Genomic DNA, 26,614 nt, shown 5'->3' on the forward strand with positions numbered 1-26,614 from the left:
GCCTTCACCCGGCGGGTCGCCCGAGGGTGCCCCGCCCGCCGCTCGATCCCCCCAGCGGAGGCGGTTCGACCGCCCTCGGTTCTTCCGATGAGAGGCTTTCTCGAACAACTGATTTCACGCACGGTGGACCATCCTTTCGAGGCATGTACACGACTGCCGGCTGACGCCTACTTTTCTTATGAGAGGCCGATGAAAGGGAGGACCATGCGCAAGCAATTCGCCGTCGTGATCGCGGCTTTCGCCGTTCTGGGCGCATTCCAGATTCCGTCGGCGGCAGCGTCCCGTGCACCGGAACGCGTTCCGGTGCGATCCACCGCCGTCAAGTCCGACAACGAATACTGGGTCGAGCCCTATATGCGGTGCAATGAGGACGGCACCGTGGCATTCGGCTACAACGGCGACCCGGAAACCGACTGGGACTGGTACGGGCTTTACTGGGAAGAACCGAGCGCTTTCCCGGACAGCTTCTACACCGGCATGGTCAACTACACCAACCCTCTGGGCTGGAGGAGTTGGGCATGGTCCTGGGAGAAGAGGAGGGAGGACTACACCCCGTACACCAGGGGGCGTTTCACGGTGGTGTACTGGGCTTACGACTACGAGCAGCGAAGGTACTGGAAGAAGAGGTCGACCGGGCTGCACGACATCGACTGCTCCCACGGAAGGGCCGCCTGACCGGCGGACGGCCGACCTCGGTCCTGGCACCCCCGCCGGCTTGCGGCGCGACCGTGCCGTCCCGCGAAGTACCCCTCCCCCCGACGTGCCGTGCCCCTTAACACCGGTCCGGCCGGTCTCAGCGCGACCGGATACAGTGCGCGAGACGGCAGCCCGGTCAGGGAGGGGAAGCGTGACCGACACCAGTGACACCCGGCCCGCCGAGGGAGAAGCGCAAGCGACGCGGCGGAGCCGACTGCACCGCCTGGTGCGCTTCATCCCCCTGATCGCCCCCGTCCTGCTGTGGGCCGTGCCCTGTGGGGTGCTCCTGTACACCGGGCAGCACTGGCCGCTGCCCGTCACCCTCGCCGGCACCGCCCTGTTCGCCCTCGGCCTCATCGTCATGCCGCTCGCGATGGTGCGCGGCCACGGCCGGCGCCGGCAGGACCGGGCGGCGATCATCGGTGACACCCTGCTGGGCACCAGCTGGATCCTGTTCACCTGGTCCGTGCTGCTCGGCGTCCTGTTGCGGCTCGCCCTGACCGTGGCCGGCGTCGGCGAGAGCCAGGACCGGGCCCGGATCGTCACCTGGGCCGTCCTCGGCACGACCGCCGTACTGCTCGCCTGGGGGTACACCGAGGCCCGCCGCGTGCCGCGCGTGCGCCGGCTCGACGTGCGACTTCCCCGGCTGGGCGCCGGGTTGGACGGCCTCCGCGTGGTCCTCGTCACCGACACCCACTACGGCCCGCTCGATCGCGCCCGCTGGTCGGCACGGGTATGCGAGACGGTGAACACGCTGGAGGCCGACCTGGTCTGCCACACCGGCGACATCGCGGACGGCACGGCCGAGCGCCGCCGCGCGCAGGCCGCCCCGCTCGCGACCGTGCGGGCCACCCGGGCCCGCGTGTACGTCACCGGCAACCACGAGTACTACAGCGAGGCCCAGGGCTGGGTCGATCTGATGGACGAGCTGGGCTGGGAGCCGCTGCGCAACCGCCATCTGCTGCTGGAACGCGGTGGCGACACCCTCGTGGTCGCGGGCGTCGACGACGTCACCGCCGAGTCCTCCGGCCTGGCGGGCCACCGCGCCCACCTCGCCGGCGCCCTGGACGGCGCCGACCCCGACCTGCCCGTGCTGCTCCTGGCCCACCAGCCCGCGTTCGTCGACCGGGCGGCGGCCGCCGGCATCGACCTCCAGCTCTCCGGCCACACCCACGGCGGCCAGATCTGGCCCTTCCACCACCTGGTCCGCATCGACCAGCCCGCCCTCGCCGGCCTCAGCCGGCACGGCACCCGCACCCTCCTCTACACCAGCCGCGGCACCGGCTTCTGGGGCCCGCCCTTCCGCGTCTTCGCCCCGAGCGAGATCACCCTGCTCGTACTCCGCTCCCCCCACGCTCCCACCTCGCGGTAGCCTGACCGGCTGTCGGGGACGCCCCGCTGGGAGGCCGGATGCGCGCCCGCCGTGTGCCGGGGGCGTACGGCAGCCGCACGTGACGATGTCCGGGCTGTCCGCCCTCCCCGAGCGGCCGGCGCGGTTCCCGTACGACGCCTCCAGGACGACCAGCCCCGGATGCACCGGGAACGCCACGGCAACCGCTGCCCACCGTGCCCCGGCCGCGGCGGCGCCCGGGGCACGGTGTCACTCCGACAGCAGCTCGCGCACGGCCTGTTCCAGTTCGGCGGGGGTCACCGCACCGACCGCCCGCACGATCCCCCGCGCGTCGACCAGGACGTTCGTGGGAACTCCGGTGATGCCGAGCGCGGCGGCGTAGTCGCCGGTCTCGTCCAGCAGGATCGGCCCCGCGACGTTCCACACGTCGGCGAAGGCGAGCGCCTCGGCGCGCGCGTCGCGCGTCTCCCACACGTTGACATGGATGAAGTCCAGCCCGGACCGGGCGGTACGCAGGCGCAGTTCCTCGATGACCGGCGCCTCCGCGTTGCAGGGGCCTCACCAGCTCGCGAAGAAGTTGATCAGGTATCTCTTCTCCGCCCATTCCCTCGTCGTGCGCACCTCGCCGGTGCGGGCGTCCACCAGGGCGAACTCGGGGACCCTCTTGCCGACCGCCGCGTGCACGGGCGGCCGTTCGGCGCCGGGCAGCCACGGCCTGTCCACCACGGTGAGCGTGCCGCTCCCGGCGTTCGAGACCAGCAGCCGCCCCGAGGCGGCGTCGATCTGGCAGTCGCCGGGGCCGTTGCCGACGGTGACGCGGTGCGTCTCCGTCCCGCCGACGGCATCGACGACGCTGACGGTCCCCGCGCCCCGGTTGCAGACGTAGAGCCGGCTTCCGTCCGGTGCCACGCACATGCCCACGGGCGCCCGCTCCACCCGGACTTCGTCCAGTGGGCGGCCCGTCGCCAGGGACAGCCGCAGCACCGTGCTGTGCAGGGAACCGGCCACGTAGAGCTGGTCGGTCACCGGGTTGACGACGGTCTTGCACGGTCCTTCGCCGACGGCGATCCGCCCCAGCGGGCGCAGGGTCTCCGTGTCGAACACGGTCAGTGAGGCGGACATGAAGTTCGCGCAGTAACCGCGTCCCCGTTCACCGTCCACGGCGATGCTTCCCGCGCCGAGCTCGGCGGGGATGGTCCCGATCACCTCCAGGCGGTCGGCGTCGATGGCCGTGATCGTGCCGGCCGCGGTGTTGCCGCAGAAGATTCGCCGTCGCGCCGGGTCGTGCCCCAGCCCTGCCGGATAGGCGTCCTTCCCGACGGGGATCTGTGCGACCCGAACGGCGGTGTCGGCATCGAGGACGGTGACGGTGTCGGAGCGGGCGTCGGCCGTGAACAGCCGTCTGCTCGGCAGATCCAGCACGACGGGGATCGGTTCTCTTCCCACGCCGGCCCGCCACACCGGAACGCAGCGGTCCAGGTCCACGGCGACGACCGCGTCGTCGCGGGAGCAGGCCACATAGGCGCGGCGCGCCGCGGTGTCCACGGCCACGGCTTCCGGACCGGCGCCGAGCCGTGGCTCCGCCACCACCGTGTGCGCCCGCTCGGCCCGGCAGGCCGGACCGCTCGGCCGAGGAGGCAGATTGCCAGTCATGGCCCCTGTTCTTGACGGAAGACCGCGGAACGAAACGCCTGGGTCCGCCCATTGGAGCCATCCGGGGCGGGTGCGACCCGTCCGCCTTTCACTGCGGCGCACGCCGGTCCGCGACCGCGAGAGCGGACTTCCGGCGACCGGCCGGCCCCGCGCCCGCTGCCGGACCGCCGCGCGGCCGAGGCGACGGCCGGTCCTCCACCGGGCCCGCCGCACCCGGGCCATGGCGATGCGGCGTCAACGCCTGCTGCGCTCGTTGGAGTGATCTTGCCGCCGTGGAGACATGGCCGCTGCTCTCGCCGCCGATCCAACAGGCATGAGTCCTTACAGGCGTAAAACGGGGATCGCGGTCGCGGCCGCCGCGGCAGGGGCCGCCCTGTGTATGGCGGGGTTCGCGCCGGCCGGTGCGGTACAGGCGCAGAGCAGGGCCGAGACGCCGTGGGTGGTGTCGCTGGGCGACAGCTTCATCTCGGGCGAGGCGGGCCGATGGGCCGGCAACAGCAACGACCGCGCCGACGGCCACGCGCACACCGATCGGGCCTTCGACGCCGCGACGGCCACGACCGATGCGCATCGGGTGTACGGCACCTCCTACGACGACGGCTGCAACCGTTCCGACAGCGCCGAGGTCAACTCCGCGCCCGTCCAGAACCGTCGTCTCAACCTCGCCTGCTCGGGCGCCACCTCCACCGCGATTCTGCTGCCCGAGCACGGCGGAAGCCCCTTCAAGACGGAACCGTCCCAGGCGAAGCAGCTCCAGGACGCCGTCACCGGTCACGCCGTGCGCGCGGTCGTCGTGTCCGTCGGGGGCAACGACCTCGGCTTCGAGAGCGTCATCACCTCCTGCGCGAAGAGCTTCCTCAAGCCGATCGGCGCCACCCCCTGTGCTCCGACCGAGGGGCCGCTGGTGCGGGACCGGCTGCCCGCGATGCGCACGGCGGCCGAAAAGGCACTGGCCGACATCACCACCGCCATGGCCCGGGCGGGCCACCCGAAGGGCAGCTACCGCCTGATCCTCCAGTCGTACCCCTCCCCCCTGCCCGACGGCGAGCGGATGCGCTACCCGGGAGACGGTTACGACCGCCTGACGCAAGGCGGCTGTCCCTTCTTCGACAAGGACCTCACCTGGGCCCACGACGAACTCGTCCCGGAGATCAGCACCACCCTGGCCTCGGCCGCCCGCACGGCCGGAGCGGAATTCCTCGACCTGTCCCGCGCCTTCGACGGCCGGGAGGTCTGCTCCACCACCACCGCCCAGGCCGGCCCCGGCCGGCCGCCCTCCGGCCGCACCAGTGAATGGGTCCGCTTCGTGACCACCGGCGCCGGACAGGGCCAGCGGCAGGAGTCCCTGCACCCCGACTACTACGGCCAGCAAGCCCTGGGTACCTGCCTCGGCCTCCAGCTCGACCGGTCCCCCGGCAGCTACTCCTGCACCAACACCCCGGGGACCGGCCCCGCCGACATGCGCCTGCGGCCCGCGGCCTCCCCCTGACGAGCCGGTCACGCGTCCCGCACGCCGGCGTCCGCGCGGGGCGGCCACTCGGGTGGCCGAGAGGCCGCCCCGCCGCACCCTTCGGGGGCCGCTCAGCGCGCTCCCCTCCGGCGGCGCCCGCCGAAGCCGGAACCGCGTCGGCCGCCGCCATGCTCTGCCCCGATCGGTACGAGGGCGACGACCGCCGTCGGCGAGCCGAGCACCGGACCGGATCGCGGCCCCTCACATCGCGTCACCCGGACGTCGTGACCGATGCCGTCCCGGCGCGCCGGCGGGGGCGAGCTCCGGCTCCGGTGCGTGGTGGGTGCGGCGGTAGGCCAGGGGTGACAGGCCCAGGTACGTGTAGAAGTGCTTGCGCAGGGCCACGGGGTCGCCGAAGCCGCAGGCGGTGGCGATCCGCGCGACGGGCAGGTCGGTGGACTCCAGCAGCAGGCGCGCGTGCTCCAGTCGCCGCTGCGCCAGCCACTTCAGCGGGCTGGTGCCCACCTCGCCGCGGAACCGCCGGGTGAAGGTGCGCACGCTCATGTGCGCGTGCCGGGCCATGTCCTCCAGGGCGATCGGCTCGGCCAGCCGCTCCAGCGCCCACTGCCGGGTCGCCGAAGTCGAACGGTCGGTGTCCTGCGGCACCGGGTGCTCGATGAACTGCGCCTGCCCGCCCTCGCGCCACGGCGCCACCACACAGCGCCGCGCGGCGGCGGAGGCCACCGCCGCCCCGTGGTCCAGACGGACCAGGTGCAGGCACAGGTCGATGCCGGCCGCTCCGCCGGCGGACGTGAGGATGCGTCCGTTGTCGACGAAGAGCACGTCCGGATCGACCTCGACGTCGGGGAACAGCCGCGCCAGCGCGTCGCACAGCGCCCAGTGCGTGGTGGCCCGCCGGCCGTCCAGCAGACCGGCCGCCGCGAGCAGGAAGGCCGAGGTGCACAGGCTGACGATGCGGGTCCGCGGCCGTATCCGGGCCAGCGCCGCGGCGAGTTCCCCGGGGAGCGTGCCGGTCGCGAGCAGATGCTCGGTGGGCTCCTGCGTGGCGAGCACGACGGTGTCCGCGGTCTCCAGCGCCGACTCGTCGTGGTCGACCACGATCCGGTAGTCCTCGTGGGTGCGTACCGGCCGGCCGCCGAGGGAGCAGGTGACGACGGAGTACAGACGGGTCCCGTCCGGTTCACAGGCCTCGTTGAACACCCGGGCCGGGATGCCCAGGTCCAGGGGCAGGACTCCGTCGAGGGCGAGTACGGCGACACGATGCGGCATGGCCGGAATGGTACGACAGGTGACCCTCCGGCCACTCACCCGTCCCGGCGCGCGCACGCCACTGTTTCCTCTGCCGGGGTCGCGGCCCCGGCAGAGGAAACAGAGTGGGACAGACATGAGTGAGGACAACGACAACATGAGCGAGCACACCATGCGGGCCGTCACCGTCACCGGGTTCGGCGGGCCGGAGGTGCTGAGCGTCGAGGAGGTCTCGCGCCCCGAGCCGTTGCCGACGGAGGTGCTGGTGCGTGTGCACGCGGCCGGCGTCAACCCGGTGGACTGGAAGACCCGCGAAGGCCAGGGCATGGCCGGGCTCCAGACGTTCCCGCTGATCCTGGGCTGGGACGTCTCCGGGGTCGTCGAGGAGGTCGGCTTCGGTGTCACCACGCTCGCGCCCGGCGACGAGGTGTACGCCATGCCGTGGTTCCCGCGCGCCGCCGGCGGCTACGCCGAGTACGTGACCGCACCCGCCCGCCAGTGGGCCCGCAAGCCGGCCACCCTGGACCACGTGCACGCGGCCGCCGTGCCGCTGGCGGCGCTGACCGCCTGGCAGACCTTGGTCGACACCGCCCACGTGCGGGCCGGCCGGCGCGTCCTGATCACGGCCGCCGCCGGCGGAGTCGGCCACTTCGCGGTCCAGTTCGCCCGGCACCTGGGCGCCCATGTGATCGCCACCGCCAGTGCCGCACGCCACTCGTGGCTCAAGGAGCTGGGCGCCGAGGAGACCATCGACTACACCACCACCCGCTTCGAGGACGTCGTCCGGGACGTCGACGTCGTCATCGACCTGGTGGGCGACGCCCACGACCGGACCAGCACCCGCTCGCTCGAGGTCCTGCGCCCGGGCGGCCTGCTGGTCGCCGTTCCCTCCGGTGTCTCCCCGGACCTGGCCCGGGCCGGCGAGGCGGCCGGCGTGCGGGTCACTCCGTACCTGGTCGAGCCGGACGGCACGGCGCTGGCCACGATCGCGGGCCTGATCGACGCCGGCGAGGTCAGGGTCGAGGTGGAGGAGACCTTCCCGCTGGAGCAGGCCGGCACGGCCCACGCCCGCGTCGAGGCCGGCCGCACCCGCGGCAAGATCGTCCTCACCGTCGCCGACTGACCACCGGACGGCAGCGGGAGCACCGCCGGTCACAACGCCGCCGGTTTCGGGCCGCGCTGCCGCATCGGGTCCCGCGAAGGCCGCGGGTCCGTTGTCAGTGGGCGGTGTTACTTTCTGTGACATGACCGATCACGCGCTTCGGCTGCTGCGGCAGGACCGCCGCCTGGCCGAACTGGCCGCTTTCCCCTTCGACTTCGATCTGGACCGCGCCGCCCGCGGCCATGTCGAGGAGGTCCGCCTCGCCTCGGGTGGTCCGCTGGAGACAGTGGCCGGTGACGACACCGGCGGTACGTACTTCGTGTGCGCGGACGGCTCGGTGCTCTACGCCGACTCGGAGGGCGCCGCGAGGATCATCGGCTCCGGTGTCGACGAGGCCCTGGAACTCGTGATCGGCCTGCCCGGCTGGCGGGACTACACACATCTGTCGCCGGACGACGGCGCGGAGAAGATCCTGGCCTGCGTCGCGAAGACCGAGGACGAGATCCGTGAGCACTACGGAATCGACGAGGAACGGGCCGAACTCCGGGCGGCGCTGGGCTTCCCGGAACGCTCCCCGGTCGAGCTGGTGGGCAGGCTGCATGCCGCGCTGCTGCGCACGGAACCGGACTTCGTGCTCCTCAACGCGGACGAGGGGTGCGCGTACGACCGGTTGGGCCCGGCCGGTCCCCCGCTGTGGGAGCCGGTGCTCGCGGCGGGCCGCGCCGACCTCGCCCGGTTGCGGGAGGGCGATCGCACGGCATGGCGTGAAGTCGCCGAGGACCCGGTGCGGCGCCGGGTCACCCTGCGGGCCGCGCAGTTCGACCGTGCCGAGGGCGATCTGGAGCTGCTGCGGCATCTGCTGCGGCACGAGACACGGTCGTCGATGACGGACGAACTGCGGCTCGCGGCCGTACTGGTGGGGCTGCACGGCGACACCGGGGATCTGCCCCTGCTGCTCGAGGTGCGGGAGACGGACTTCGACACGGCGTGCGGCCTGGGCGGCATGCCGGAACCGGGTGCGAGCGCGGACGAGTTGCGGCAGTGGGCGCGGGCGCTCGACGAGTCGATGTTCGGGGCGGACCCGTCGGACGAGCCGGTCTCCACATGGACCGACCTGGCGCGGGACCAGGGGATGACGAACCTGGCGCGGGTGACGCTGATCCGCGAACTCGACGACCTCTTCATGGACCGGAGCGGACTCCGCCGCCCCGGGGCTCCCCGCGCCCTGGCCACGGCTCCGCTGAGCGGGCTCGCCCGGGACTTCGAGGAACTCGGCGACCTCCGGCAGGCGCTGCGCGCCCAGCGCCTGTACGCCGCCCTCCAGGAGACGGCGTGGGACCGGGCCTCGGCCCTGCACACCCTGGCCCGCCTGGAACGGGAGGCGGGCCGGCTGCCGCAGGCGGCGGACAGCCTGGCCGCCGTGCGCGATGCCCTGGCCACCCCGGGCGACGACTCACTGCGCGGCTGGCAGCGGCTCGGCCTCGGCCGCTTCATCGCCGAGGAGCACTACCGGCTCACCCTCGCCCTGGCCGACGCGGGCCGCCGCGAGGAGGCCCGTGCCCTCCTCACGGCCGCCGACGCCATACGCGGCCGGCTCTCGGACAACGCCGCGACCGGCATCCGCGAGCTCGCCCGTCTCGCGGCGATTCGGACCGAATGACCTATCATCGACGGATGATCTTCATCGTCGTCAAGTTCCCCGTGAAGCCCGAGCACGCCGAAGAGTGGCCGAAGCACGTCGAGGCCTTCACCCGGGCCACCCGCGCCGAACCCGGCAACCTGTGGTTCGAGTGGTCCCGCAGCCTGGAGGACCCCCACACCTACGTCCTCGTCGAGGCCTTCCGCGACGGCACCGGCGAGGCGCACGTCAATTCCGACCACTTCCGCGCCGGCCTCGAAGCGATGCGCCCCCTGCTGCGCCGCACCCCCGACATCGTGAGCACCACGATCGAGGGAGCGGACGGCTGGAGCGCGATGGGCGAACTCAGCATCGACTGACGTACGAACCGACGGGCCGCCCGGTCCGGCCGGCCCCCGGATCTCCAGCCCGCGATGTGCGGCACCGCCGGCCACGTGCCCCCTCACCCCTCGTACGCGGCCGTCCGGGCGCTGTGCCGGTGGAAGAAGAACGCCTGCCCCGCGAGCAGCACCAGGTTGGCGCAGGTCAGCGCGGTCCACAGGGCCCCGAGTCCGCCGCCCCGGGCGGTGATGACCAAGGTGGTGACGATCAGCGCCCCGTAGGCGACGGCGAAGACTCCCAGGCTGGAGGTGGTCCGGCGCAGGCTGATGAGGCCGAACCCGAAGACGGCCTGCGCCGCGTCGGCGGCCACGACCAGCAGGACCAGCGGCAGCAGCGCGACGACCCGGCGGTGCAGCCCCGCGTCCTGCGTGTACACGGAAACCACCGGGTCGCGCAGGGCGAGCAGGACCGCCGCCGGCACGACCACCGCGCACAGGGCCACGAGCACCCCGGACACCAGTACCCGACGGATCCGCCCGGTCGCCGCGGCCCGCACGGGTTCGGCCAGCAGCGGTATCGTCGCCTGCCCGACCGCGACGGCCGCGGTGAACATCAGGTTGACCAGGGAGATCGCGATGCTGTGGCTCGCGGCGCTCTCGGTGCCCCCTCGGGCCGCCGCGAAGGCGAGGACCCCGAGCACGGCGAACTTGATCAGTACGGTGGCGGCCAGCGGGATGCCGACGGCGGCCAGCCTCAGCACCTCGCGCGGGCGAGGCCGGCCGAAGGCGAGGGAGCCGCCGCCGAGCTGCGGCGATCCGCGCAGCGCGAGGTGCGCCCAGGAAGCGCTGACGAACGCGGACGTCAGCATGGCCAGCGCCGCGCCGGGCAGACCGAGTCCCGCGAAGTCGCCGACGCCGCCCACCAGCAGCAGCGACAGGACGACGGCGGCGCCCGTGCCGGCCAGTCCGGCCCGCATGACGTCCTTGCCCCGGCCCAGGCCGACGAGCGCGGAGGTCGACGCCGAGCCGAGCGAGGTCACGACGAGGCTCGCGGCCAGCAGGAACGGGAAGACGCCGAGCTGCGCCAGGGTCGGGTCCGGGACCCCGCCGACCCGGCCGACGAGCGGTACCGCCGCGACCGCCCCCGCGCCGGTGAGGCCCACGCCCAGGCCCAGCCACTTGGCGTCCCGGATCATCGGCAGCAGCGCGTCGGGGTTCTCGCGGTGGGTGGCGACGAAGGGCATGACTCCGCGCATGGCGCCGGCCACGGCCGCCGCCGCCGGGCTGTACACCGCCATGGTGACGGCGAAGGCGGCGAGCGCGGCGGTGGCGTGCCGGCCGAGTACGGCGGTGTCCACCAGGGCACCGGCCGAGGCGGCCGCCATCGTCACGTAGAGAGGCAGGGCGACCGCGGCGATCCGCCATGCGATGCTTCGCGACGGCCGAGTGGCGCCGGAAGACGGACTGCTTTCCGTGGCGATTTCCCCCCGACTCACCGAAATGCACCAGTCCCTTGTCCCGGAATCTCTTTTTCGGACATCGTATTTCCCGGACGAGGGTCCCGGCTTCCCCGAATGGATCGGTGGCACCCCGGACGAGGGGCGAGCCGGCGCGGCGTCAGGTTCGTCCGCCGGTGAGCGGTGACCGGCAGCCTCCGTGAGGTCGTCCCCGTGCGGATACGGCGAAGGGACGGCCGTGAAATCCGCTGGGCGCCCCGTTCGGCCCGGCCCTACGATCCGCCCGTGACGACTCATCACGAGATAATCGAAGCCGCGCTGGCCCGCATCACCGCCGGTTACGTGTTCCCGGAGAAGACGGCCGGCATCGACGCGGCGATCCGGCGCCGGCTGGACGAGGGCGCGTATCAGGACCTGGACCCGCGGGAGTTGTGCGAGCGGGTCACGGCCGACCTCCAGGAGGCCTGTCCCGACAAGCATCTGCGGTTGTTGTGGGCCGAGGAGCCACAGTCGATGGACGAGGAGCCGGAGGACGTCGCTCGCGCCCGTTTCGCGCGGTACGCGCGGGAGAACAACTACGGCGTCCGGCGGGTGGAACAGCTCGACGGCAACATCGGCTACCTCGACCTGCGCATGATCGCCCCCGCCGACCTGGGTGGACCCGCGACCGCCGCCGCCATGCAACTGCTCGCCGCCACCGATGGGTTGGTCATCGACCTGAGGCAGTGCCGGGGCGGCTCGCCGGAAGGCGTGCAGTTGTGGTGCAGCTACTTCTTCGCCGACGACGGGGTGCACCTGAACGACATCCACCACCGGGCCACCGGCCTGACCCGCCAGTACTGGACCCTCGGGCACCTCGCCGCACCGCGCTACCTGGACCGCCCGGTCACCGTGCTGACCAGCGACCTCACCTTCTCCGGCGGAGAGGAACTGGCGTACAACCTCAAGGTGCTGGGGCGCGCCACCCTGATCGGCCAGGCCACCCGCGGCGGCGCCCACCCCACGGACCGTGTTCCGGTCGCCCCGCACGTCACCGTGACCGTTCCCGCCGCCCGCTCGATCAACCCGGTGACCGGCACCAACTGGGAGGGCGTCGGCGTCGAGCCCGACCTGGCCGTCGCGGCCGGGGACCCGCTGAAGACGGCGCTGGAGCACCTGCGCACGCGGATCGGCTGAGCGGCGTTCGCCACCACGCCTCCGGACCGCCCTCGGCCAAGCGATGCCCCCGGATCGCTTCGGCACGTTCCGCTCAGGACCCCTTCCTCCGGCTCGCGCGGCAGCGCGCGGTGCCGGGCGCCGCCCAGTCCGTCAGCGGGCCGCGGCGAACGTGCGGTACGCCCAGTCCGCGAAGCCGGTCCAGTGGATCTCCGGGTGCGCCTGATGCAGTGCGGGAATGTCGACGCTATAGCCGGGTCCGTTCAGAAACGTCCACATCGCATGCATGTCCGGGTCGCCGATCGCCGCAAGTGGCACCTCCTCATGGCGGACCTCCCGTTCCAGCACCTCGCTGAGCACGGCCGCCATCTGGGCGGGAGTGGGCGCGTCGCCGGCCAGTTCGATACGCCGCCCCACGTAGGGGGCGGGGTTGACGAGGACTTCCGCCGCGAACGCACCGAGGTCGGGGCGGGCCAGCTGCTGCAACGGCCGGTCGGGGGGCAGCGGCAGATCGAGAACGCCGCCCAGGATGCGCCGCGCGCCGCCCAGCGCGTTGTCGAAGAAATACGACGGCCCCAGGATGGTGTAAGGAACGTCCCCGGAGACCAACTCGGCCTCGATGTGCGCCTTGCTGTCGAAATGCGGCACACCGCTTCGCCGGTCGGCACCGGCGACCGAGCTGAACACCAGGTGGGGCACGCCCGTCTCCCTGGCGGCGGACAGGATCGCCCGCCCCTGGGCCACCTCCGCGTCCACGCCCGCCTCGAAGGGAGTGGTGAACGCGAAGACGCCCGCCGCCCCTCTCATCGCCGCGACGAGCGACCCGTGGTCGCTCAGCGATCCAGCCACCACCTCGACGCCCTGGTCGGCCAACTCCCGTGCGGCTTTCCGCCGGGGGTCTCGCACCATGGCCCGGAGCCGGGCCCCGCGGCCCAGCAGCGCACCGGTCACCGCCCCGCCCTGCCCGCCGGTCGCCGCGAGCACCAGGATCGGTCCATCGGCCATTGAAGAACTCCCATTCCCGCAAGCAGGTACCGCACCGGATCGACGCACCGGCCCCGACCGCGACCGTCCGCTCCGACGGAAGTCCCAGCCGCGCGGCGCGCATGCTGACGTCCGTCAGGCCGGGCGTCGCCGGTCCGGTGCGGCCGATCGTAGGCACCTGGTCGCCCGGCGAATTTCCTCCTGGTGCAGAGGGACTGTTGTCAGAGCGCCACGTCCGTCAGCCGTGGTGCCGGTGCGGCGCCACGTGCACCGTGTCGAGGGCTCGCGCCAGGTGCAGCCGGGGCTTACTGCCGTAGGCGTACCCGGAGGACCGGCCCTTGGCCGGGTCCGTTTGCCGGTTCCGCAAGGTCGATTGCTGCATCGAGCAAGTGCACGCAGACTGCGTTCAGAAGGTGCCGGCTCACCACGCGGAGCCGGCACCCGGAGCGCAAGACGGACGGGGTCGCGGCTCCCAGGGTGTCAGGAGTCGCAGCCCCCTTGCAGACAAGGGAGGCGGCAGATGGAAGATCGTCATGTCGTGATCATTCCGATCGAGATCGACGCGGAGAGGGAAAGCTCCTATCTGGACGCTTGGCAGGACGCCGCGGACCTGATGGCGGAGCAGCCCGGTTTCATCCGGGCGCGCATGTTCCGCACGACCGTTCCGGGGAGCGAGTTCTCCCTCGTCAACGTGGCGGAATGGGAGTCCGCCGCTCACTGGGAAGAGGCGATGAACGTCTGCCCGATGCTGGGACAGCAGATGGCCGTCACCCATGCCTCCAACTACCGGGCGATCCGGACGGTCCTGCCCGCCACACAGCGGAAGACCGGCTCCGGCGGGGGGCAGACGCCCGCTGATCTGTCTCCCGCCGAGGCACGTCGCCGCGTCCTGGCCGGCGACCTCACGCTGGTCGACGTCCGCGAGGACGAGGAATGGGAAGCGGGTCACCCGGCCGGTGCCATCCACGTCGCGCTCGGCGCGTTGCCGGCCGCGCTGCCCGAACTACCGGACGGCCCGCTGGCCTTCATCTGCCGCACCGGCGCGCGCAGTGTGCGGGGCGGCGCGAGGGCGATCCGCGCAGGCCGTACTTCGGTCCACGCAGTGGCGGGCGGCCTTGAGGCATGGGAGGCGGCCGGGCTGCCGATCACTCCGGCCGACATCCCGGACTCGGCGGACACCACCGACCGGGCCGGAGTTGCGGTACGCGAGGACTGACGAGAGCAGAACCGGTCCATGACCGCCGCACGCGCCCGCCGGCCACCGCCCGTGGGCGCTCTGCCGGATCGGCCGCGGTTGTCCAGGATGTGTGACGAGACCAGGCCGGTGTCGCACGCCGGACGATCCTGGTAGGCGGGCTTACCGCGGCGGCAGGCCCGGACAAGCGTCGGCCGCCTGGTCCAGCAGCTCGCGGGCCCGCTCGAGGGCCTGGCCGAACGGGTCGGGGAAGACGCCCAGCCCGTGGGCGACCACCGCCCCCTCGTGCAGCAGCATCAGCGCTTGAGCCAGCCGTTCCGCTCCCGCCGGGTCGACCTCTCCCGCGAGTCGGGTGAACAGGTCGAGCATCCACCGCTTCTGCCCCGTGATCACCGGGTACGCCGGATGCGCCGGGTCCCCGATCTCCACATGGGCATTGATCATGCTGCACCCTCTGGAGCCGTGCTCCCCCGCCCATACGCGCGCGGCCCGGAAGACGGCCAGGACCAGGTCCGCCGGCGCCTGCCCCGCGGCCGCGTCCAGGTGGGAGCCGAGCAGTTCCCGCCAGCGCGCGTCGCGTCGGGCCAAGTACTCCACGACGAGCTGCTCCTTCGAACCGAACCGGTCGTACAGCGTCTTCTTGGTCACTCCCGCCTCGGCGGCGATCAGGTCCACGCCCACGGCGTGGATGCCTCGCTCGTAGAACAGCCGGTCGGCGGCTTCCACCACGCGTAGAGCGCCGGGCGTCATGCGGACGCGGTGCGGTACTGCCTCGGACTCCATACCCCCGAGTATACCGATCTGTATAGTGGGCACCCGCCGGAGGTCTACCGTCCGTGCAATCGCAAGTGTCCGCGGGATGTGGTCAAGTGAACGCCCTGCTGTCGGTCGCCTTCGTCCTGTGCTGGAGCTCCGGCTTCATCGGAGCGAAGCTCGGCGCGGGCACATCGAGCGTGGCCACGCTCCTGATGTGGCGCTTCCTGCCGCTCGCGCTGGTCCTCCTCGCCGTCGCGCCCTTCTCCCGGGCAGCGTGGCGCGGGCTGGGACCACGGGATCTCGGCCGGCAGATCGCCGTCGGCGCGCTGTCGCAGAGCGGGTACCTGCTCAGCGTCTACCACGCCATCCAGCTCGGCGTCTCCACCGGCACCACCGCACTGATCGACGGAGTACAGCCGCTCGTCGCCGGTGCGTTGGCCGGACCCCTGCTGCGACAGTACGTCTCACGCCGGCAGTGGGCCGGGTTGTGGCTGGGGCTGGCCGGGGTCGCCACGGTCACCTCCGCCGACGCGGCGGCGTCAGGCTCCGCAGTCGCCTGGTGGGTGTACCTCGTCCCCTTCCTCGGCATGCTGTCACTGGTGGCGGCCACCCTTCTGGAGGGCCGCTCGCACGTACCGGTCGCACCCCGGGCGGCGCTGACGATCCATTGCGCGACCAGCGCCGTCCTCTTCTCCGGGCTGGCGGTCGGCAGGGGTGAGGGTGCCCCGCCGGTCTCCTTCTCGTTCTGGGCGGCGACCGCCTGGCTCGTCGTGCTGCCCACCTTCGGCGGGTACGGACTGTACTGGCTGATCCTGCGCCGGAGGGGCATCACCCAGGTCAACACCCTCATGTTCCTCATGGCCCCGGTCACAGCCCTGTGGGGCACCCTCGCGTTCGGTGAGCCCTTCGGCGTGCAGACCGCCCTCGGGCTGGCCGCCGGTCTCGCGGCGGTGGCCATCGTCAGCCACGGGACCGGCGCGCGCCCCGCTCGGCCCACCCGGTCCGCCGCCGGCGGAGGCGACCGGTCGGGCCGTGGCGTCGACGAGCAAGCAGGTCCGCCGCGTACGGGCCTGCCCGCCCCACCCGAGAAGGCCTGTCCCGTGCACGGCGCTGCGGGCAGGCGTGGAGCAGTCGGTCAGGAGGGCGCAGAGGACGCAGAGGACGCAGAGACGTGATCGTGATCCGCGGTTCGGGTGGGGCCGAACCAGCGGCGGACGAGCGCGATCAGCGAAGGTCCGCCGCGGAGGCACCACAGGGCGATGACGGGGTCGCAGATGGCGCAGCCCATGGATGAGTCGTGCGCGAAGTGCAGGATCGGATGACCTTTGAGCCAGTGGGCCACGTCCCAGACGGTGTGCAGCAGCCAGCCGATGCCGATGAAGGTCCAGGACTCCAGACCTCGGTAGGCGACGTAGGCCGTGAGCGCGGTGAACGGCAGCTCCCACGGGCCGAAGCCGCCCCCGCTCAGATAGGCGGCGCCCGCTCCCGCCACCATGATCGCGTTGAAGCGGCGCCGGTGCGGCTCCTTGATCAGGGACATCAGCAGGCAGTAGGCGATACCGACGATGATCGGCGACACGTAGATCATGACGGAATGACCTCTTTCAGTCGGGCCCGGCGCGCACCGGCGGTGTCGAGCCGTCGCAGTGCGAGCAGCCCACCGACTCCCGGGACGACGGCCAGCGACTTGGCGGCGGTCGTCGCCTCCTCCAGGCGCCAGGTCGCGATCACGACGAACAGGTAGGCGCAGCCGTGGGTGGGGCCCATCAGCGACGAGACGGGCTTGAGGTGGACGGTGAACAGGTTGGCCAGCATGACGATCAGGGAGATCAGCTCGGCGTGAGCCGCGATGCGCACGTGGCGCGCAGGCCGCGGGTGCATGGTCACACCCCGTGGTGGAGCCGGGGCGGACGACCGTCAGAGCTGCCCGCAGTGCTCGAGCAGGCCCGTTCGACGGTCACCGCGCCGTCCGACGCCGAGCCGCCGGCGTACAGCGTCTCGTAGGGGGCGACGGCATCGAGCGGGTCGAAGCCGTCGAACAGGACGACCTGGGTGTGCATCGCTGTTCCTTCGGGGATCGGTTTCCAAGGACGTCCCGAAGTCAACCGGCTGCCACCGTGATCGCCCAGTGGCACTGATGACAGGTTTCAACGGGATAATGCCACCGACTCTCCAGGCGCCCCGTGTTCGTGCCCGGAACTGATTAATCGTTAGCTGCGTCCGGCATGGCTGTGCTTTCGTGGCGGAGCGCCGGATCTCCCGGCACCATCCCATCGACCTGCTGAGAGGCGGTCCATCCCATGCCCTCCACAGCCAACGCCCGCATCGCCGTCGTCGGCGCCGGCCTCGGCGGCCTCGCCTGTGCCCGCGTCCTGCAACGCCACGGCCGGTCCGTCACCGTCCACGAACGCGAGGCCACCCCCGACGCCCGCCCCCAGGGCGGCAGCCTCGACATCCATGGCGGTACCGGACAGGCGGCGCTGCGGGCGGCGGGGCTGAGCGACGAGTTCCGTGCCCTGGCCCGACCGGAGAGCCAGGAGTGGCGCATGCTCGACCCCGCCACCGCCGCCGTTCTGCCCGTCCCGGGGCCGCCCAGTCACGATGACGACAGCCCCGAGATCGACCGCGGCCAGCTGCGCGCCCTGCTCCTTGACTCCCTCGCCGCGGACACGGTCCGGTGGAACCGTGCGGTGACCGCTGTCACCCCGCCCGACGACAAGGACGGCACCCGGCGGCTCCTGTTCGATGACGGGAGCACGGAGACGGTCGACCTGGTGATCGGTGCCGACGGGGCCTGGTCCCGGGTCCGTCCGTCCGTGTCGGAGGCCACGCCCACCTACAACGGCGTCACCTTCATGGAAGCCGGCTTCGCCGACTGCGACACCCGCCATCCCTCCCTGGCCGCCCTCGTCGGCCACGGCACCATGCTGGCGAGCACCGGTGGCCAGGCTCTGCTGGCCCAGCGCGACAGCCACGGCCACATCCGCGTCTACGTCGCCTTCCGCGCCCCGCAGGACTGGCACGTGGCGGCGGGCGTGGCCCTCGATCACGCCGAGGCCGTACGCGGGCACCTGGTGGACCTGTTCGAGGGCTGGGACGAGAGCCTGCTCGACCTCGTACGCCGCAACGAGGGCGGATTCATCGCACGGCCCGTGTTCGTGCTGCCCGTACCGCACACCTGGGAACACGCCCCCGGCATCACCCTGCTGGGCGACGCCGCGCACCTGATGCCGCCCGTGGGGCTCGGCGCGAACCTCGCCATGCTCGACGGCGCCGACCTGGCCCACGCCCTCGTCGCCGAGTCCACCGTCGAGGACGCGGTCCGGGCCTACGAAAGCGTCATGCTTCCCCGCTCGGCTCAAGCCGCCCGGGAGTGCGCAAAGGTCTTGGACGACATCCTCCCGCCGCAGGGTGCCTGAACAGGCACTGCTCAGCCGGGCGACCGGGTCACGGCAGCGTGCCGCCGACGGGAGACCGATCCCGGGCCGGTCCCCGACGCCGCACCCGTCCGGGCCGGCCTGCGGCAACTCCCGCGGGTGGGTGTGACAGGGCCACCATCTCCCCGTTGCCGGCCGATACGTTGGACGGCATGGACAACAACCGGCTGAGTGAGTTCCTGCGGGCCCGCCGCGCACGGGTGCGCCCCGAGGACCACGGGATGCCCTGCGGGGCGCGCCGTACTCCCGGCCTGCGCCGGGAGGAGGTCGCCGTCCTCGCCGGGGTGAGTACCGACTACTACGTGCGGCTGGAACAGGGACGGGAACGCAACCCCTCCCCCCAGGTCTTGCGGGGCCTGGCGGCCGCGCTCCTGCTGACGGACGAGGAAGCCGCCTACCTGCGTGCCACGGTCGATCCGCCACAGCTGCCGCGGCCCCGGCCCGCCCGGGAGTACGCCGGCCCCCAACTGCTGTCGCTGCTGGACGCCTGGACGGACACCCCGGCTCTGGTCTACGGCCGGTACCTCGACCTGCTGGCCGTCAACCCCCTCGGCGATGCCTTGTTCTCCTGGCTCGGCGGCCGGACCAGCCTCATCACGGCCATGTTCCTCAACCCGGCAGCCCGAGACTTCTACCGCGACTGGGCCGTCGTGGCGCAGGGGTGCGTGGCCGCGCTGCGGGCCGCCAATCCCGCCGCCGACGACCGGCGACTGCGGGAACTCGTCGGCGAACTGTCGGTGCGCAGCCCCGATTTCGCCCGCATGTGGGAGCGCCACGACGTAGGGGCCAAGACGGCCTCGGCCAAGCGGTTCCGGCACCCGCTGGTCGGCGACCTCACCCTGGACTTCGAGACCTTCTCGGTCAACAGCGCCCCCGGCCAGCACCTGGTGGTCTACCGGGCCGAACCCGGCAGCGCCGCGGCACAGTCACTGACCCTGCTGGGCAGCCTCGCTCTCACCGAGATCCACGACATCTCAGACGAAGGACACATCCTGCATGAACTCCCCTGACTCCCCCGTGTGGTTCATCACCGGCTGCTCCTCCGGCCTGGGCCGGGCACTCGCCCGCACCGTGCTGGAACAGGGCTGGCGCGCAGTGGTCACCGCCCGGGACGCCGACCAGGTCGCCGACGTGGTCGCCGGGCACGAGGAGCGCGCCCTCGCCCTGTCGCTGGACGTCACCGAAGCCGAGCAGATATCGAGCGCGGTCGCCCGGGCACAGACGGCCTTCGGACGCATCGACGTCCTGGTCAACAACGCCGGCCACGGCTACCTCGCCGCCGTCGAGGAGGGTGAGGACGACGAGGTCCGCGCCCTGTTCGACACCAACGTCTTCGGCCTGGTCGACACCACCAAGGCCGTCCTGCCCGGCATGCGAGCCCGTCGCCGCGGCCACATCGTGAACATGTCCTCCCTCGGCGGACTCGTCGGCTTCGGCGCCACCGGTTACTACCACGCCACCAAATTCGCCGTGGAGGGACTCTCCGAATCCCTGGCCGCCGAGGTCGCCCCGCTGGGCATCAACGTGACGATCGTCGAACCCGCCGCGTTCCGCACCAACTGGTCCGGCCCCTCCATGCGGCAGTCCGCCACGGCCATCGACGACTACGCCCCCACCGCGGGCGCACGACGCGCCCACACCCTGGCCACCTACGGCCACCAGCCCGGAGACCCCGCACGCGCCGCCCGGGCCGTCATCGACGCCGTCACAGCCGAAGAGCCGCCGCTCCGCCTGCTCCTGGGCAAAGCCGCGTACGACATCGCCACCGCCAAACTCGACTCTCTTAAAGCCACCTTCGACGACTGGCGGGAGGTGACGCTCGGCGCCGACTTCCCCGCGGAGCGGACGACACGCTGAGAAGCCTCGCCCACCCTCTCGTGCGACGCCCTCGCGCGGTGGACGCGCGCCGGGCTCGGCAGGATCGTCGCCGCGCGTCTCATCGGGGCCACCGTCGAGCGGTACGACGACTCGTCCGACCGGGCCAGGGCCCGCGTCGACGGTGAGGTAGGCGGCGAGCGCGAAAACGACAGCTCGTTAATCCGCAACGCGGTCTCCTCCCCGGCCTCGTGCACCGCGTGCTCGCGGCCGGAGAACTGCCGGGCGGCGGCGGTCAGTAACTTCGTAATGGTGTTCATTTTCATGTAGCCTCTACTCGCCACCCCGACGAGGAGGACTCCCATGGCTGTTCCCAAGCGGAAGATGTCCCGCAGCAACACCCGTCACCGCCGCGCCCGGTGGAAGGCGACCACGCCGGCGCTCGTGCCGGTCACTGTCGACGGAGTGTCATACCTGGTGCCGCAGCGGCTGGTGAAGGCGTACGAGCGCGGGCTGCTGCGCCCCGAGGGCTGAGCGTTGATGCCGTCCGCCCCCGCCGGCCGCCTGCCCGTCACCGTCCTGTCCGGATTCCTCGGTGCGGGCAAGACCACCCTCCTCAACCACATTCTCGGCAACCGCGAGGGACTGCGTGTCGCGGTGATCGTCAATGACATGAGCGAGGTCAACATCGACGCCGCCCTGGTGCGGGGCGGCAAGGCGGCCCTGTCGCGTACCGAGGAACGCCTGGTCGAGATGACCACGACCAGGTCGAGTTCGCCGACGTCATCGTCCTGAACAAGCTCGACCTTGTCGACGAGGAGTCCGCCGACCGGCTGCGGGCGACGCTCACCCGCCTCAACCCGGCCGCGCGTCTCGTCCCGGCCGTGCACGGCCGCGTGCAGGTGAGCGACGTGCTGGGCACCCGGCTGTTCGACCTGGAACGCGCCCAACAGGCCCCCGGCTGGGTGCGGGAGCTCAACGGCGACCACGTCCCCGAGACGGAGGAGTACGGCATCTCCTCCACCGTCTTCCGCTCCGGAGTGCCGTTCCATCCGGGCCGGTTGTGGACGTTCGTGACCGAGGGACTCGACAGCGGCGCATACGGACAGATCCTGCGCTCCAAGGGCTTCTTCATCCTCGCCGGCCGCCCGCACGTGACGGGCATGTGGTCACAGGCCGGTTCCGTCGCGCGCTTCGAGCCCTCCGCCGCACGTACCACGGACAGCCACGAGTGCCAGGAACTGGTCTTCATCGGCACGCACCTGCGCGCGGACGCACTGCACGCGGCACTGACCGGCTGCCTCATGGCCGCCGGCGAGAGCCTGCCGCCCACGGACCCGTTCCCCGTCTGGGACACCTACGGCATCGACGACACCTGCGACCACGAGCATCCCGGACTCGTGGCGGGCCCCTGAGGACCCCGGGCCGGGCGGCGAACACAGCCACGGCGCCGCCCGGCCCGGTATGGACACCAAGAGCTCCGGACAAATGCGTTGGGCTGGCCCGGCCCCCGCTGATAGCGTCTGGGCAGCCGTGGGAGAACGCGAGGAGGTGAGACCCATGAAGGCTGTATCCATGTGGGTGCTCCCCCATGTCGTCACGGTGGGCGATTGACGTAGGTGTCGCCGGGAGCGCCTCGGACAAGGCACTTCTGAAAGGCAACACCTGTGAACTCTGTGCAATCCACTCCGGGCACGGACAGCCATCCGGTCGTGGTCACGCGGGTCTCGGACACGCAGTGGCACGCCGTGGAGGACGACCTGACGGTCGGCCGCGGCGTCGCTTCGCGTCGACCCGACGGACGGCTCTTCGTCAGCATCGACGCGTGGCACGGCGCGGTCTTCGACCGCATCGCCGACGCCATGCTGACGGACCTGCCGACTCCGCTGTACACCCTCGTCGACGAGACCGACCACGACTCGAGGTCCGCCTGGGAGCGGGCCGGCTTCGCCACCGCACGTCGCGAGTGGGGCCATCTCGTGCCCACCGACCCGCACATCACCGGTCTCGGCTCGGTGCGTCCCCCGTCCGGCGTGACGATCGTGCCCGCCGGTGAGGCGGAGGGGAGGGCCCGCTGCGCGCCCTGGACCGCCTCATCCGCGACGAGGTCGAGGCCACCGTCGGATGGCAGACGATGCCGGCCGAGGTGCTGCCCCGCCCGGCAGGCGCCACCCTGCTCGACCCGTCGAAGTACGCGGTGGCCCGGCACATGGATCAGTACGTGGGACTCATCCGGGTGACACCGCTGACCCGCGAGCCACGGATCGGGCTGATCGCCGTCCGGGCCGACAGACACCGCCGCGGCATCGCCCGGACGCTGCTGGCCCACGCCCTGGGTTCGCTGCACCACTCCGGGACCGCCTCGGCATGGGCCGAGGTGGACGAGTCCAACGCGGCGGCCACCGCCCTGTTCGAGAGCATCGGTGCCCGGCGCACGGCCAGCACCCTGGAGCTGGTCTACTGCTGACGCACCGCCACATCACACCGGGCGAACCCCAAGACACCGTCGCACTACGAAAGAAGTGAGAGACCATGACGAAGACAGCAGGGGGCGTGGAAGCCGAGGGCACCGTCGTCGAGTGCCTGCGCAACGCCACCTTCAAGGTGGAGCTCCAGAACGGGCACACGGTGCTGGCCCACATCAGCGGGAAGATCCGGAAGAACCGCATCAAGATCCTCCCGTACGACCGGGTGCTCGTGGAACTCAGCCCCTACGACCTCACCCGCGGCCGGATCCGCTACCGGTACCGGGCGTAGCGGAAGGAGCCGGCGCCTCCGAGATCACCCGGTAGGGCAGTCGGAAGGCGCGGTGGTTCCGCTGCCTCCGCACGGGGTCATCGTCCTATCGGGAGCGGTAGGGCAGGAGCGCCATCTCGCGTGCGTTCTTGATGGCCTGCGCTATCTGCCGCTGCTGCTGCCGCGTCACGTGGGTCACCCGACGACTGCGGATCTTGCCGCGGTCGGAGATGAACTTCCGCAGCAAGTCGGTGTCCTTGTAGTCGATGTAGGTGATGCCGGCGGCGTCCAGCGGGTTGATGCGCTGGGGCTTGGCGGTCTGACGCCGGATGCCGGTGCGTCGGGACATGGTGGGGTCGGTCCTCTCTTCTCAGGTCACGGGGTCGAGCAAGTCGTCGAAGGCGTGCGGGAGTTGCCGCCAGCAGTCCCTGCCCGCCGCGTACTCGTCGTCGGTGAGCAGGCATGAGTCGAGCAGGGCCTGCAGGCCGTCGCGGTCCAGGCCGGGCGAGGTGAAGGTGAGGTGCTGGCAGCGGTCACCGTGTTCCGGGTGCCAGTCCACGGAGGCGGCGAGACGGCGCTCGGCGGGCACCATGTCCCAGGCGGCGTCGGGCAGAGCCGCCAGCCAGGGGCCGGCCGGCTCCACGCACAGCGCGCCGCCTGCGGCGTCCCAGGACAAGAGGGTGTCGGGGCGGTCCGCCAGCCAGAACCGCCCACGGCTGCGCGCGGCGGCGCAGGTGAGGTCCTCGAGCGCCGCGTACAGGCGCTGCGGATGGAAGGGCCGTTCGCGCCGCCAGACGAAGGTGCCCACACCGTGCTCGTCGCACGACTGCGGCAGCAGCGCGCACGCAGGATGCACACGAGCGGCGGCCGCTGCCACGTCGAAGCCCGCCGACAGCGCTGCCCCCAGGGCACCGCCGCTCTCCACCCGTACGCTTCGTGCGCCTGGTGTGAGCTGGGCGAGCAGCGCGTGGTCGGTGTCGTCGGCGACCTCGTCGCACGAATCGTCGTCAGCGAGGGCGATGACCGTGGGGTACTCCAGCTGCCGGGCGAAGGTGCCGGCGACCGTGCGCTGGTCGGTCGGCGCGGCGGCGAGGCCGATGTCGGCCAGGTCGTCGCCGTTGGACAGGTACGGCAGGACGAGTGCGGGGTCGACCGCGGTGGCGACCCCGGTCAGGGCCAGCGGCGCGCCCGCGGCGGCGACGACCGCGGCCATGGCCTGGGGTTCGACGGAGTCCCACAGTTCCACGACGGCCAGCCGGTGCCTGCCCTCCTGCGCGAGACGTAGCAGTTCGGGGACGAGATCCTCGCGCAGCGCGCAGCACGCGCAGTCGTTCACCAGGGGCGCGTCGCCACTGCCCAGCAGGCCGCGGGCGTCACGCACCGTCCGGTGCACCGTGCTGTCGACCGCGGACGTCAGGTCGTGGTGCAGCGCGACCGAGCCGGGGACCGTACGCAGGAGCTGCTCCACGGCGGCCCGGCGGGCGTCGGCGTGCAACCCGGCGACGATCGCGACCCGCAGCCGTGCCTCGTCCCGGTTCACGGCTTGCTCCGTCCGCGTCCGTACCGGCGCTCGAAGCGCTCGACCCGCCCCGCGGTGTCCAGGACCCGCTGGGTGCCGGTGTAGAAGGGGTGGCTCGCGGAGGAGATCTCGACGTCGATGACCGGGTAGGTGTTGCCGTCCTCCCATTCGACGGTCTTGGCGCTCGTGGCCGTGGACCGGGTGAGGAAGGCGTAGTCGGCGGCGCGGTCACGGAAGACGACGGGCCGGTACTCGGGGTGGATTCCGGGCTTCACGGGCTCTCAGCGCTCCTCACGGAAGTCGACGTGGCGGCCGGCGACCGGGTCGTACTTGCGCAGGGTGAGCCGGTCGGGGTCGTTACGGCGGTTCTTGCGGGTCACGTAGGTGTAGCCGGTGCCGGCGGTGGACCTCAGCTTGATGATCGGGCGCAGTTCGTTACGGGCCATGACCAGCACCATACATGAGATTGGTTTTCATTTTCATCTGGCGCTAGTGTGCTGCTTCATCCACCCCGAGGAGGAACAGCCATGTCCGCCCACTGCCAACTCACCGGCCGACAGCCCGGCTTCGGCCACCACATCTCCCACTCGCACCGGCGCACCAAGCGCCGCTTCGACCCCAACATCCAGCGCAAGCGCTACTGGCTGCCGAGCGAAGGCCGCCACGTCCGACTCACGCTCTCGGCCAAGGGCATCAAGACGGTCGACACGATCGGTATCGAGGCCGCGGTGGCCCGTGTCCGCGCCCGGGGAGGGAAGGTCTGATGGCGAAGAAGAGCAAGATCGCCAAGAATGAGCAGCGGCGCCTCGTCGTGGCCCGATACGCCGCGCGCCGCGCCGCGTTGAAGGCGATCATCGCGTTCCCCGGAAGCTCCGGCGAGGACCGCGCCGCCGCCCAGCGGGAACTACGCCGGCATCCCCGTGACGCCAGCGCCACCCGCCTGCGCAATCGCGACTCCGTGGACGGCCGCCCCCGCGGTTATCTGCGCGCCTTCGGCCTGTCCCGCATCCGCGTACGCGAGATGGCCCACGCGGGCGAGCTCCCTGGTGTGACCAACAGCAGCTGGTAACCCGGCACACCAGGGGCTCACAACGGCGCGTCGGCGACACGGCCCGAATCCGTGCCCGGTTTCGAACGCGCCTTCCGCCACCTTGAACGGCAGGCGGCGGCACCTGCTCGTGACGATCTGCCACGACCAGGCGGGTGCGGCCCAACCCCGCACGCGGACGGCTTCCGCGTGCGGGGTCGAGCGCTCAATTCCTACCGGTCAGCCGGTCGTCAGGGCGGTGTCGTCCACGACGAAGCCGGTCTGCGAGGTGAGCGTGGCCTTGCAGCCGGCCGGAACCGTCGCCCCTCGGCGAGGGCAGGCATCGCCTGGGAGACCGCGCTTCCGTGAGTCGGCATGGTGGCCACCATGTTGCCCCACCATGTGTGCGCCTGACCTGCGTGTTTCTACCGTGCGCCGACACGTACCCGTCCCCATCGCCCACGAGGACGTGGCGCACATGGCATCCGGAAACGCCGCTCTCCCGCCCTCCGCCGGGCTCGGCAGGATCGTCGCCGCGAGTCTCATCGGGACCACCATCGAGTGGTACGACAACTCATCCGGTCAAAGCTACGGCCCTCGGACAACTCGGCCTGCTGCGACTGCCTTTGACCTCCCGGTATCACGGCCCGACCCCTACCCTCAGTAGGGTGTCTTCCGTATCCGCGCCGACACCCGCCGGACCGCCCCAGCCAGGCCGTCGCCAACGGCTGCGGGCGCGCTGGGCCGACCGGCATGCCCTTCCCAGGTTCGGACTTTGGTTGCTCAGCCGCGGCGTCATCGTGCTGGGGGCGTGCGGGGCACTGTATGTGCTCGACGGGTTCCTGATCGGCTGGGCAAACGCCTATGACGTGATGATCGGCATCACCTCACCTGCGGCCGTACGCCACCAGTGGTGCTCCTGGCCTCTGTCCCTGATCGGCTGGGCTGCCATCCCAGCAGTCATCGGATCCGCTGCCGGCTACGTCATCACCGAGCAGATCCACGCTCACCACGCGCGAGAGATGGACGATGTACTCGCGGAACTACGCCGCC

General features: G+C 71.8%; 29 protein-coding genes and 4 pseudogenes. 19 read left to right on the forward strand and 14 right to left on the reverse strand.

The features are described 5' to 3' along the window. Positions 1-204: 204 nt before the first annotated feature. Both FRZ03_RS08615 and FRZ03_RS08620 read left to right on the forward strand, forming a co-directional pair. Complete coding sequence (locus FRZ03_RS08615) at positions 205-675, forward strand: hypothetical protein (protein ID WP_146464574.1); 471 nt, start codon at positions 205-207, stop codon at positions 673-675. Positions 676-847: 172 nt separating this feature from the next. Then, entirely contained in the window at positions 848-2,068 is a 1,221-nt protein-coding gene (locus tag FRZ03_RS08620) for a metallophosphoesterase (RefSeq protein WP_146464575.1), read from the forward strand. 228 nt (positions 2,069-2,296) lie between these two features. On the opposite strand, the pseudogene FRZ03_RS08625 reads toward FRZ03_RS08620, so the two are convergent. Both FRZ03_RS08625 and FRZ03_RS08630 read right to left on the reverse strand, forming a co-directional pair. Beyond that, a pseudogene (locus tag FRZ03_RS08625) lies at positions 2,297-2,593 on the reverse strand (TlpA family protein disulfide reductase); the annotation flags it as partial. Positions 2,594-2,605: 12 nt separating this feature from the next. Then, positions 2,606-3,700, reverse strand: a complete 1,095-nt coding sequence (locus FRZ03_RS08630; protein WP_146464577.1) for a YncE family protein — start codon at positions 3,698-3,700, stop codon at positions 2,606-2,608. Positions 3,701-4,079: 379 nt separating this feature from the next. On the opposite strand from FRZ03_RS08630, the gene FRZ03_RS08635 reads away from it, so the two are divergent. Next, positions 4,080-5,189, forward strand: a complete 1,110-nt coding sequence (locus FRZ03_RS08635; protein ID WP_146464578.1) for an SGNH/GDSL hydrolase family protein — start codon at positions 4,080-4,082, stop codon at positions 5,187-5,189. Between the two features lie 222 nt (positions 5,190-5,411). Here FRZ03_RS08635 and FRZ03_RS08640 read toward each other — a convergent pair whose 3' ends face one another. After that, a complete protein-coding gene (locus FRZ03_RS08640; RefSeq protein ID WP_146464579.1) occupies positions 5,412-6,440 on the reverse strand; it encodes a GlxA family transcriptional regulator in 1,029 nt (342 codons plus the stop codon). A 136-nt stretch (positions 6,441-6,576) separates the two neighbouring features. Between FRZ03_RS08640 and FRZ03_RS08645 the strand changes: the two genes are divergently transcribed. The 3 genes from FRZ03_RS08645 to FRZ03_RS08655 all read left to right on the forward strand — a co-directional run bounded on the left by FRZ03_RS08645 (position 6,577) and on the right by FRZ03_RS08655 (position 9,519). Continuing rightward, positions 6,577-7,542 carry an NADP-dependent oxidoreductase gene (locus FRZ03_RS08645; RefSeq protein ID WP_146464616.1) on the forward strand — a complete coding sequence of 322 codons (966 nt, stop codon included), beginning with the start codon at positions 6,577-6,579 and terminating at the stop codon, positions 7,540-7,542. Between the two features lie 121 nt (positions 7,543-7,663). Further along, on the forward strand, positions 7,664-9,181 hold the full coding sequence (locus FRZ03_RS08650) for a hypothetical protein (RefSeq protein ID WP_146464580.1): 1,518 nt from the start codon (positions 7,664-7,666) through the stop codon (positions 9,179-9,181). Between the two features lie 14 nt (positions 9,182-9,195). Then, positions 9,196-9,519 (forward strand): putative quinol monooxygenase, encoded by a 324-nt coding sequence (locus tag FRZ03_RS08655; protein WP_146464581.1) that lies wholly within the window; start codon positions 9,196-9,198, stop codon positions 9,517-9,519. Between the two features lie 83 nt (positions 9,520-9,602). Here the strand turns inward: FRZ03_RS08655 and FRZ03_RS08660 are convergent, their stop codons facing one another. Continuing rightward, a complete protein-coding gene (locus FRZ03_RS08660) occupies positions 9,603-10,865 on the reverse strand; it encodes an MATE family efflux transporter (protein ID WP_146464617.1) in 1,263 nt (420 codons plus the stop codon). 357 nt (positions 10,866-11,222) lie between these two features. Between FRZ03_RS08660 and FRZ03_RS08665 the strand changes: the two genes are divergently transcribed. Then, entirely contained in the window at positions 11,223-12,113 is an 891-nt protein-coding gene (locus FRZ03_RS08665) for a S41 family peptidase (RefSeq protein ID WP_146464582.1), read from the forward strand. A gap of 132 nt (positions 12,114-12,245) precedes the next feature. On the opposite strand, the gene FRZ03_RS08670 is transcribed toward FRZ03_RS08665, so the two are convergent. Together FRZ03_RS08670 and FRZ03_RS38920 are read right to left on the reverse strand one after the other, a co-directional pair. Further along, positions 12,246-13,097, reverse strand: coding sequence for an NmrA/HSCARG family protein (locus FRZ03_RS08670; RefSeq protein ID WP_146464583.1), 852 nt, complete (start codon positions 13,095-13,097; stop codon positions 12,246-12,248). Positions 13,098-13,314: 217 nt separating this feature from the next. After that, positions 13,315-13,458: a hypothetical protein gene (locus tag FRZ03_RS38920; protein ID WP_186785307.1), complete on the reverse strand. Its 144-nt coding sequence runs from the start codon at positions 13,456-13,458 to the stop codon at positions 13,315-13,317. Positions 13,459-13,596: 138 nt separating this feature from the next. On the opposite strand from FRZ03_RS38920, the gene FRZ03_RS08675 reads away from it, so the two are divergent. Continuing rightward, a complete protein-coding gene (locus FRZ03_RS08675) occupies positions 13,597-14,292 on the forward strand; it encodes a rhodanese-like domain-containing protein (RefSeq protein ID WP_146464584.1) in 696 nt (231 codons plus the stop codon). 141 nt (positions 14,293-14,433) lie between these two features. Here the strand turns inward: FRZ03_RS08675 and FRZ03_RS08680 are convergent, their stop codons facing one another. After that, complete coding sequence (locus FRZ03_RS08680) at positions 14,434-15,054, reverse strand: TetR/AcrR family transcriptional regulator (RefSeq protein ID WP_261398734.1); 621 nt, start codon at positions 15,052-15,054, stop codon at positions 14,434-14,436. Between the two features lie 86 nt (positions 15,055-15,140). Between FRZ03_RS08680 and FRZ03_RS08685 the strand changes: the two genes are divergently transcribed. Then, on the forward strand, positions 15,141-16,202 hold the full coding sequence (locus FRZ03_RS08685; RefSeq protein ID WP_146464585.1) for a DMT family transporter: 1,062 nt from the start codon (positions 15,141-15,143) through the stop codon (positions 16,200-16,202). Here FRZ03_RS08685 and FRZ03_RS08690 read toward each other — a convergent pair. From FRZ03_RS08690 to FRZ03_RS08700, 3 genes and pseudogenes are all read right to left on the reverse strand, one after another. Next, positions 16,163-16,615, reverse strand: coding sequence for a DUF6010 family protein (locus FRZ03_RS08690; protein ID WP_146464586.1), 453 nt, complete (start codon positions 16,613-16,615; stop codon positions 16,163-16,165). The two genes, FRZ03_RS08685 and FRZ03_RS08690, sit on opposite strands and share 40 nt — an antisense overlap. After that, positions 16,612-16,908 carry a DUF3817 domain-containing protein gene (locus tag FRZ03_RS08695; protein WP_146464587.1) on the reverse strand — a complete coding sequence of 99 codons (297 nt, stop codon included), beginning with the start codon at positions 16,906-16,908 and terminating at the stop codon, positions 16,612-16,614. The genes FRZ03_RS08690 and FRZ03_RS08695 overlap by 4 nt, the downstream gene beginning before the upstream one ends. 68 nt (positions 16,909-16,976) lie before the next feature. Next, positions 16,977-17,087: pseudogene (locus tag FRZ03_RS08700) on the reverse strand (DJ-1/PfpI family protein); the annotation flags it as partial. A 240-nt stretch (positions 17,088-17,327) separates the two neighbouring features. On the opposite strand from FRZ03_RS08700, the gene FRZ03_RS08705 reads away from it, so the two are divergent. The 7 genes and pseudogenes from FRZ03_RS08705 (at position 17,328) to infA (ending at position 23,036) form a co-directional block, all read left to right on the forward strand. Beyond that, positions 17,328-18,446, forward strand: coding sequence for an FAD-dependent oxidoreductase (locus FRZ03_RS08705; protein WP_146464588.1), 1,119 nt, complete (start codon positions 17,328-17,330; stop codon positions 18,444-18,446). Between the two features lie 170 nt (positions 18,447-18,616). Continuing rightward, positions 18,617-19,474 (forward strand): helix-turn-helix domain-containing protein, encoded by an 858-nt coding sequence (locus tag FRZ03_RS08710; protein ID WP_146464589.1) that lies wholly within the window; start codon positions 18,617-18,619, stop codon positions 19,472-19,474. After that, the gene (locus FRZ03_RS08715; protein ID WP_146464590.1) at positions 19,461-20,321 is read left to right on the forward strand and encodes an oxidoreductase; all 861 of its coding nucleotides are present in this window, start codon (positions 19,461-19,463) and stop codon (positions 20,319-20,321) included. Before FRZ03_RS08710 ends, FRZ03_RS08715 begins: the two co-directional genes overlap by 14 nt. A 321-nt stretch (positions 20,322-20,642) precedes the next feature. Further along, a complete protein-coding gene (gene rpmF, locus FRZ03_RS08720; protein WP_146464591.1) occupies positions 20,643-20,813 on the forward strand; it encodes a 50S ribosomal protein L32 in 171 nt (56 codons plus the stop codon). 6 nt (positions 20,814-20,819) lie between these two features. Next, positions 20,820-21,694, forward strand: a pseudogene (locus FRZ03_RS08725) (GTP-binding protein). Positions 21,695-21,946: 252 nt separating this feature from the next. Further along, positions 21,947-22,746 (forward strand): annotated as a pseudogene (locus FRZ03_RS08730) (GNAT family N-acetyltransferase). A 65-nt stretch (positions 22,747-22,811) separates the two neighbouring features. After that, complete coding sequence (gene infA, locus FRZ03_RS08735; RefSeq protein ID WP_103817901.1) at positions 22,812-23,036, forward strand: translation initiation factor IF-1; 225 nt, start codon at positions 22,812-22,814, stop codon at positions 23,034-23,036. An 85-nt stretch (positions 23,037-23,121) separates the two neighbouring features. Here the strand turns inward: infA and rpsR are convergent, their stop codons facing one another. Genes rpsR through rpmG form a run of 4 tightly spaced genes read right to left on the reverse strand, consistent with a single transcriptional unit; the run spans position 23,122 to position 24,980 of the window. Beyond that, positions 23,122-23,364: a 30S ribosomal protein S18 gene (gene rpsR / locus FRZ03_RS08740; RefSeq protein WP_146464592.1), complete on the reverse strand. Its 243-nt coding sequence runs from the start codon at positions 23,362-23,364 to the stop codon at positions 23,122-23,124. Between the two features lie 21 nt (positions 23,365-23,385). After that, complete coding sequence (locus FRZ03_RS08745) at positions 23,386-24,555, reverse strand: CobW family GTP-binding protein (protein ID WP_146464593.1); 1,170 nt, start codon at positions 24,553-24,555, stop codon at positions 23,386-23,388. After that, entirely contained in the window at positions 24,552-24,809 is a 258-nt protein-coding gene (locus tag FRZ03_RS08750) for a type B 50S ribosomal protein L31 (RefSeq protein ID WP_146464594.1), read from the reverse strand. Before FRZ03_RS08750 ends, FRZ03_RS08745 begins: the two co-directional genes overlap by 4 nt. A gap of 6 nt (positions 24,810-24,815) precedes the next feature. Further along, positions 24,816-24,980, reverse strand: coding sequence for a 50S ribosomal protein L33 (rpmG, locus tag FRZ03_RS08755; protein ID WP_017949758.1), 165 nt, complete (start codon positions 24,978-24,980; stop codon positions 24,816-24,818). Positions 24,981-25,061: 81 nt separating this feature from the next. Between rpmG and rpmB the strand changes: the two genes are divergently transcribed. From rpmB to FRZ03_RS38925, 3 genes are all read left to right on the forward strand, one after another. Beyond that, complete coding sequence (rpmB, locus tag FRZ03_RS08760) at positions 25,062-25,298, forward strand: 50S ribosomal protein L28 (protein ID WP_146464595.1); 237 nt, start codon at positions 25,062-25,064, stop codon at positions 25,296-25,298. After that, positions 25,298-25,603 carry a 30S ribosomal protein S14 gene (rpsN, locus tag FRZ03_RS08765; protein ID WP_146464596.1) on the forward strand — a complete coding sequence of 102 codons (306 nt, stop codon included), beginning with the start codon at positions 25,298-25,300 and terminating at the stop codon, positions 25,601-25,603. Before rpmB ends, rpsN begins: the two co-directional genes overlap by 1 nt. A gap of 626 nt (positions 25,604-26,229) precedes the next feature. After that, on the forward strand, positions 26,230-26,614 hold a 385-nt coding region (locus FRZ03_RS38925; protein WP_222443349.1), incomplete at its 3' end, for a DUF6313 family protein.

Origin of the sequence: Streptomyces misionensis, from assembly GCF_007896895.1 — a bacterium.
Taxonomy (GTDB): Bacteria; Actinomycetota; Actinomycetes; order Streptomycetales; family Streptomycetaceae; genus Streptomyces; species Streptomyces misionensis_A.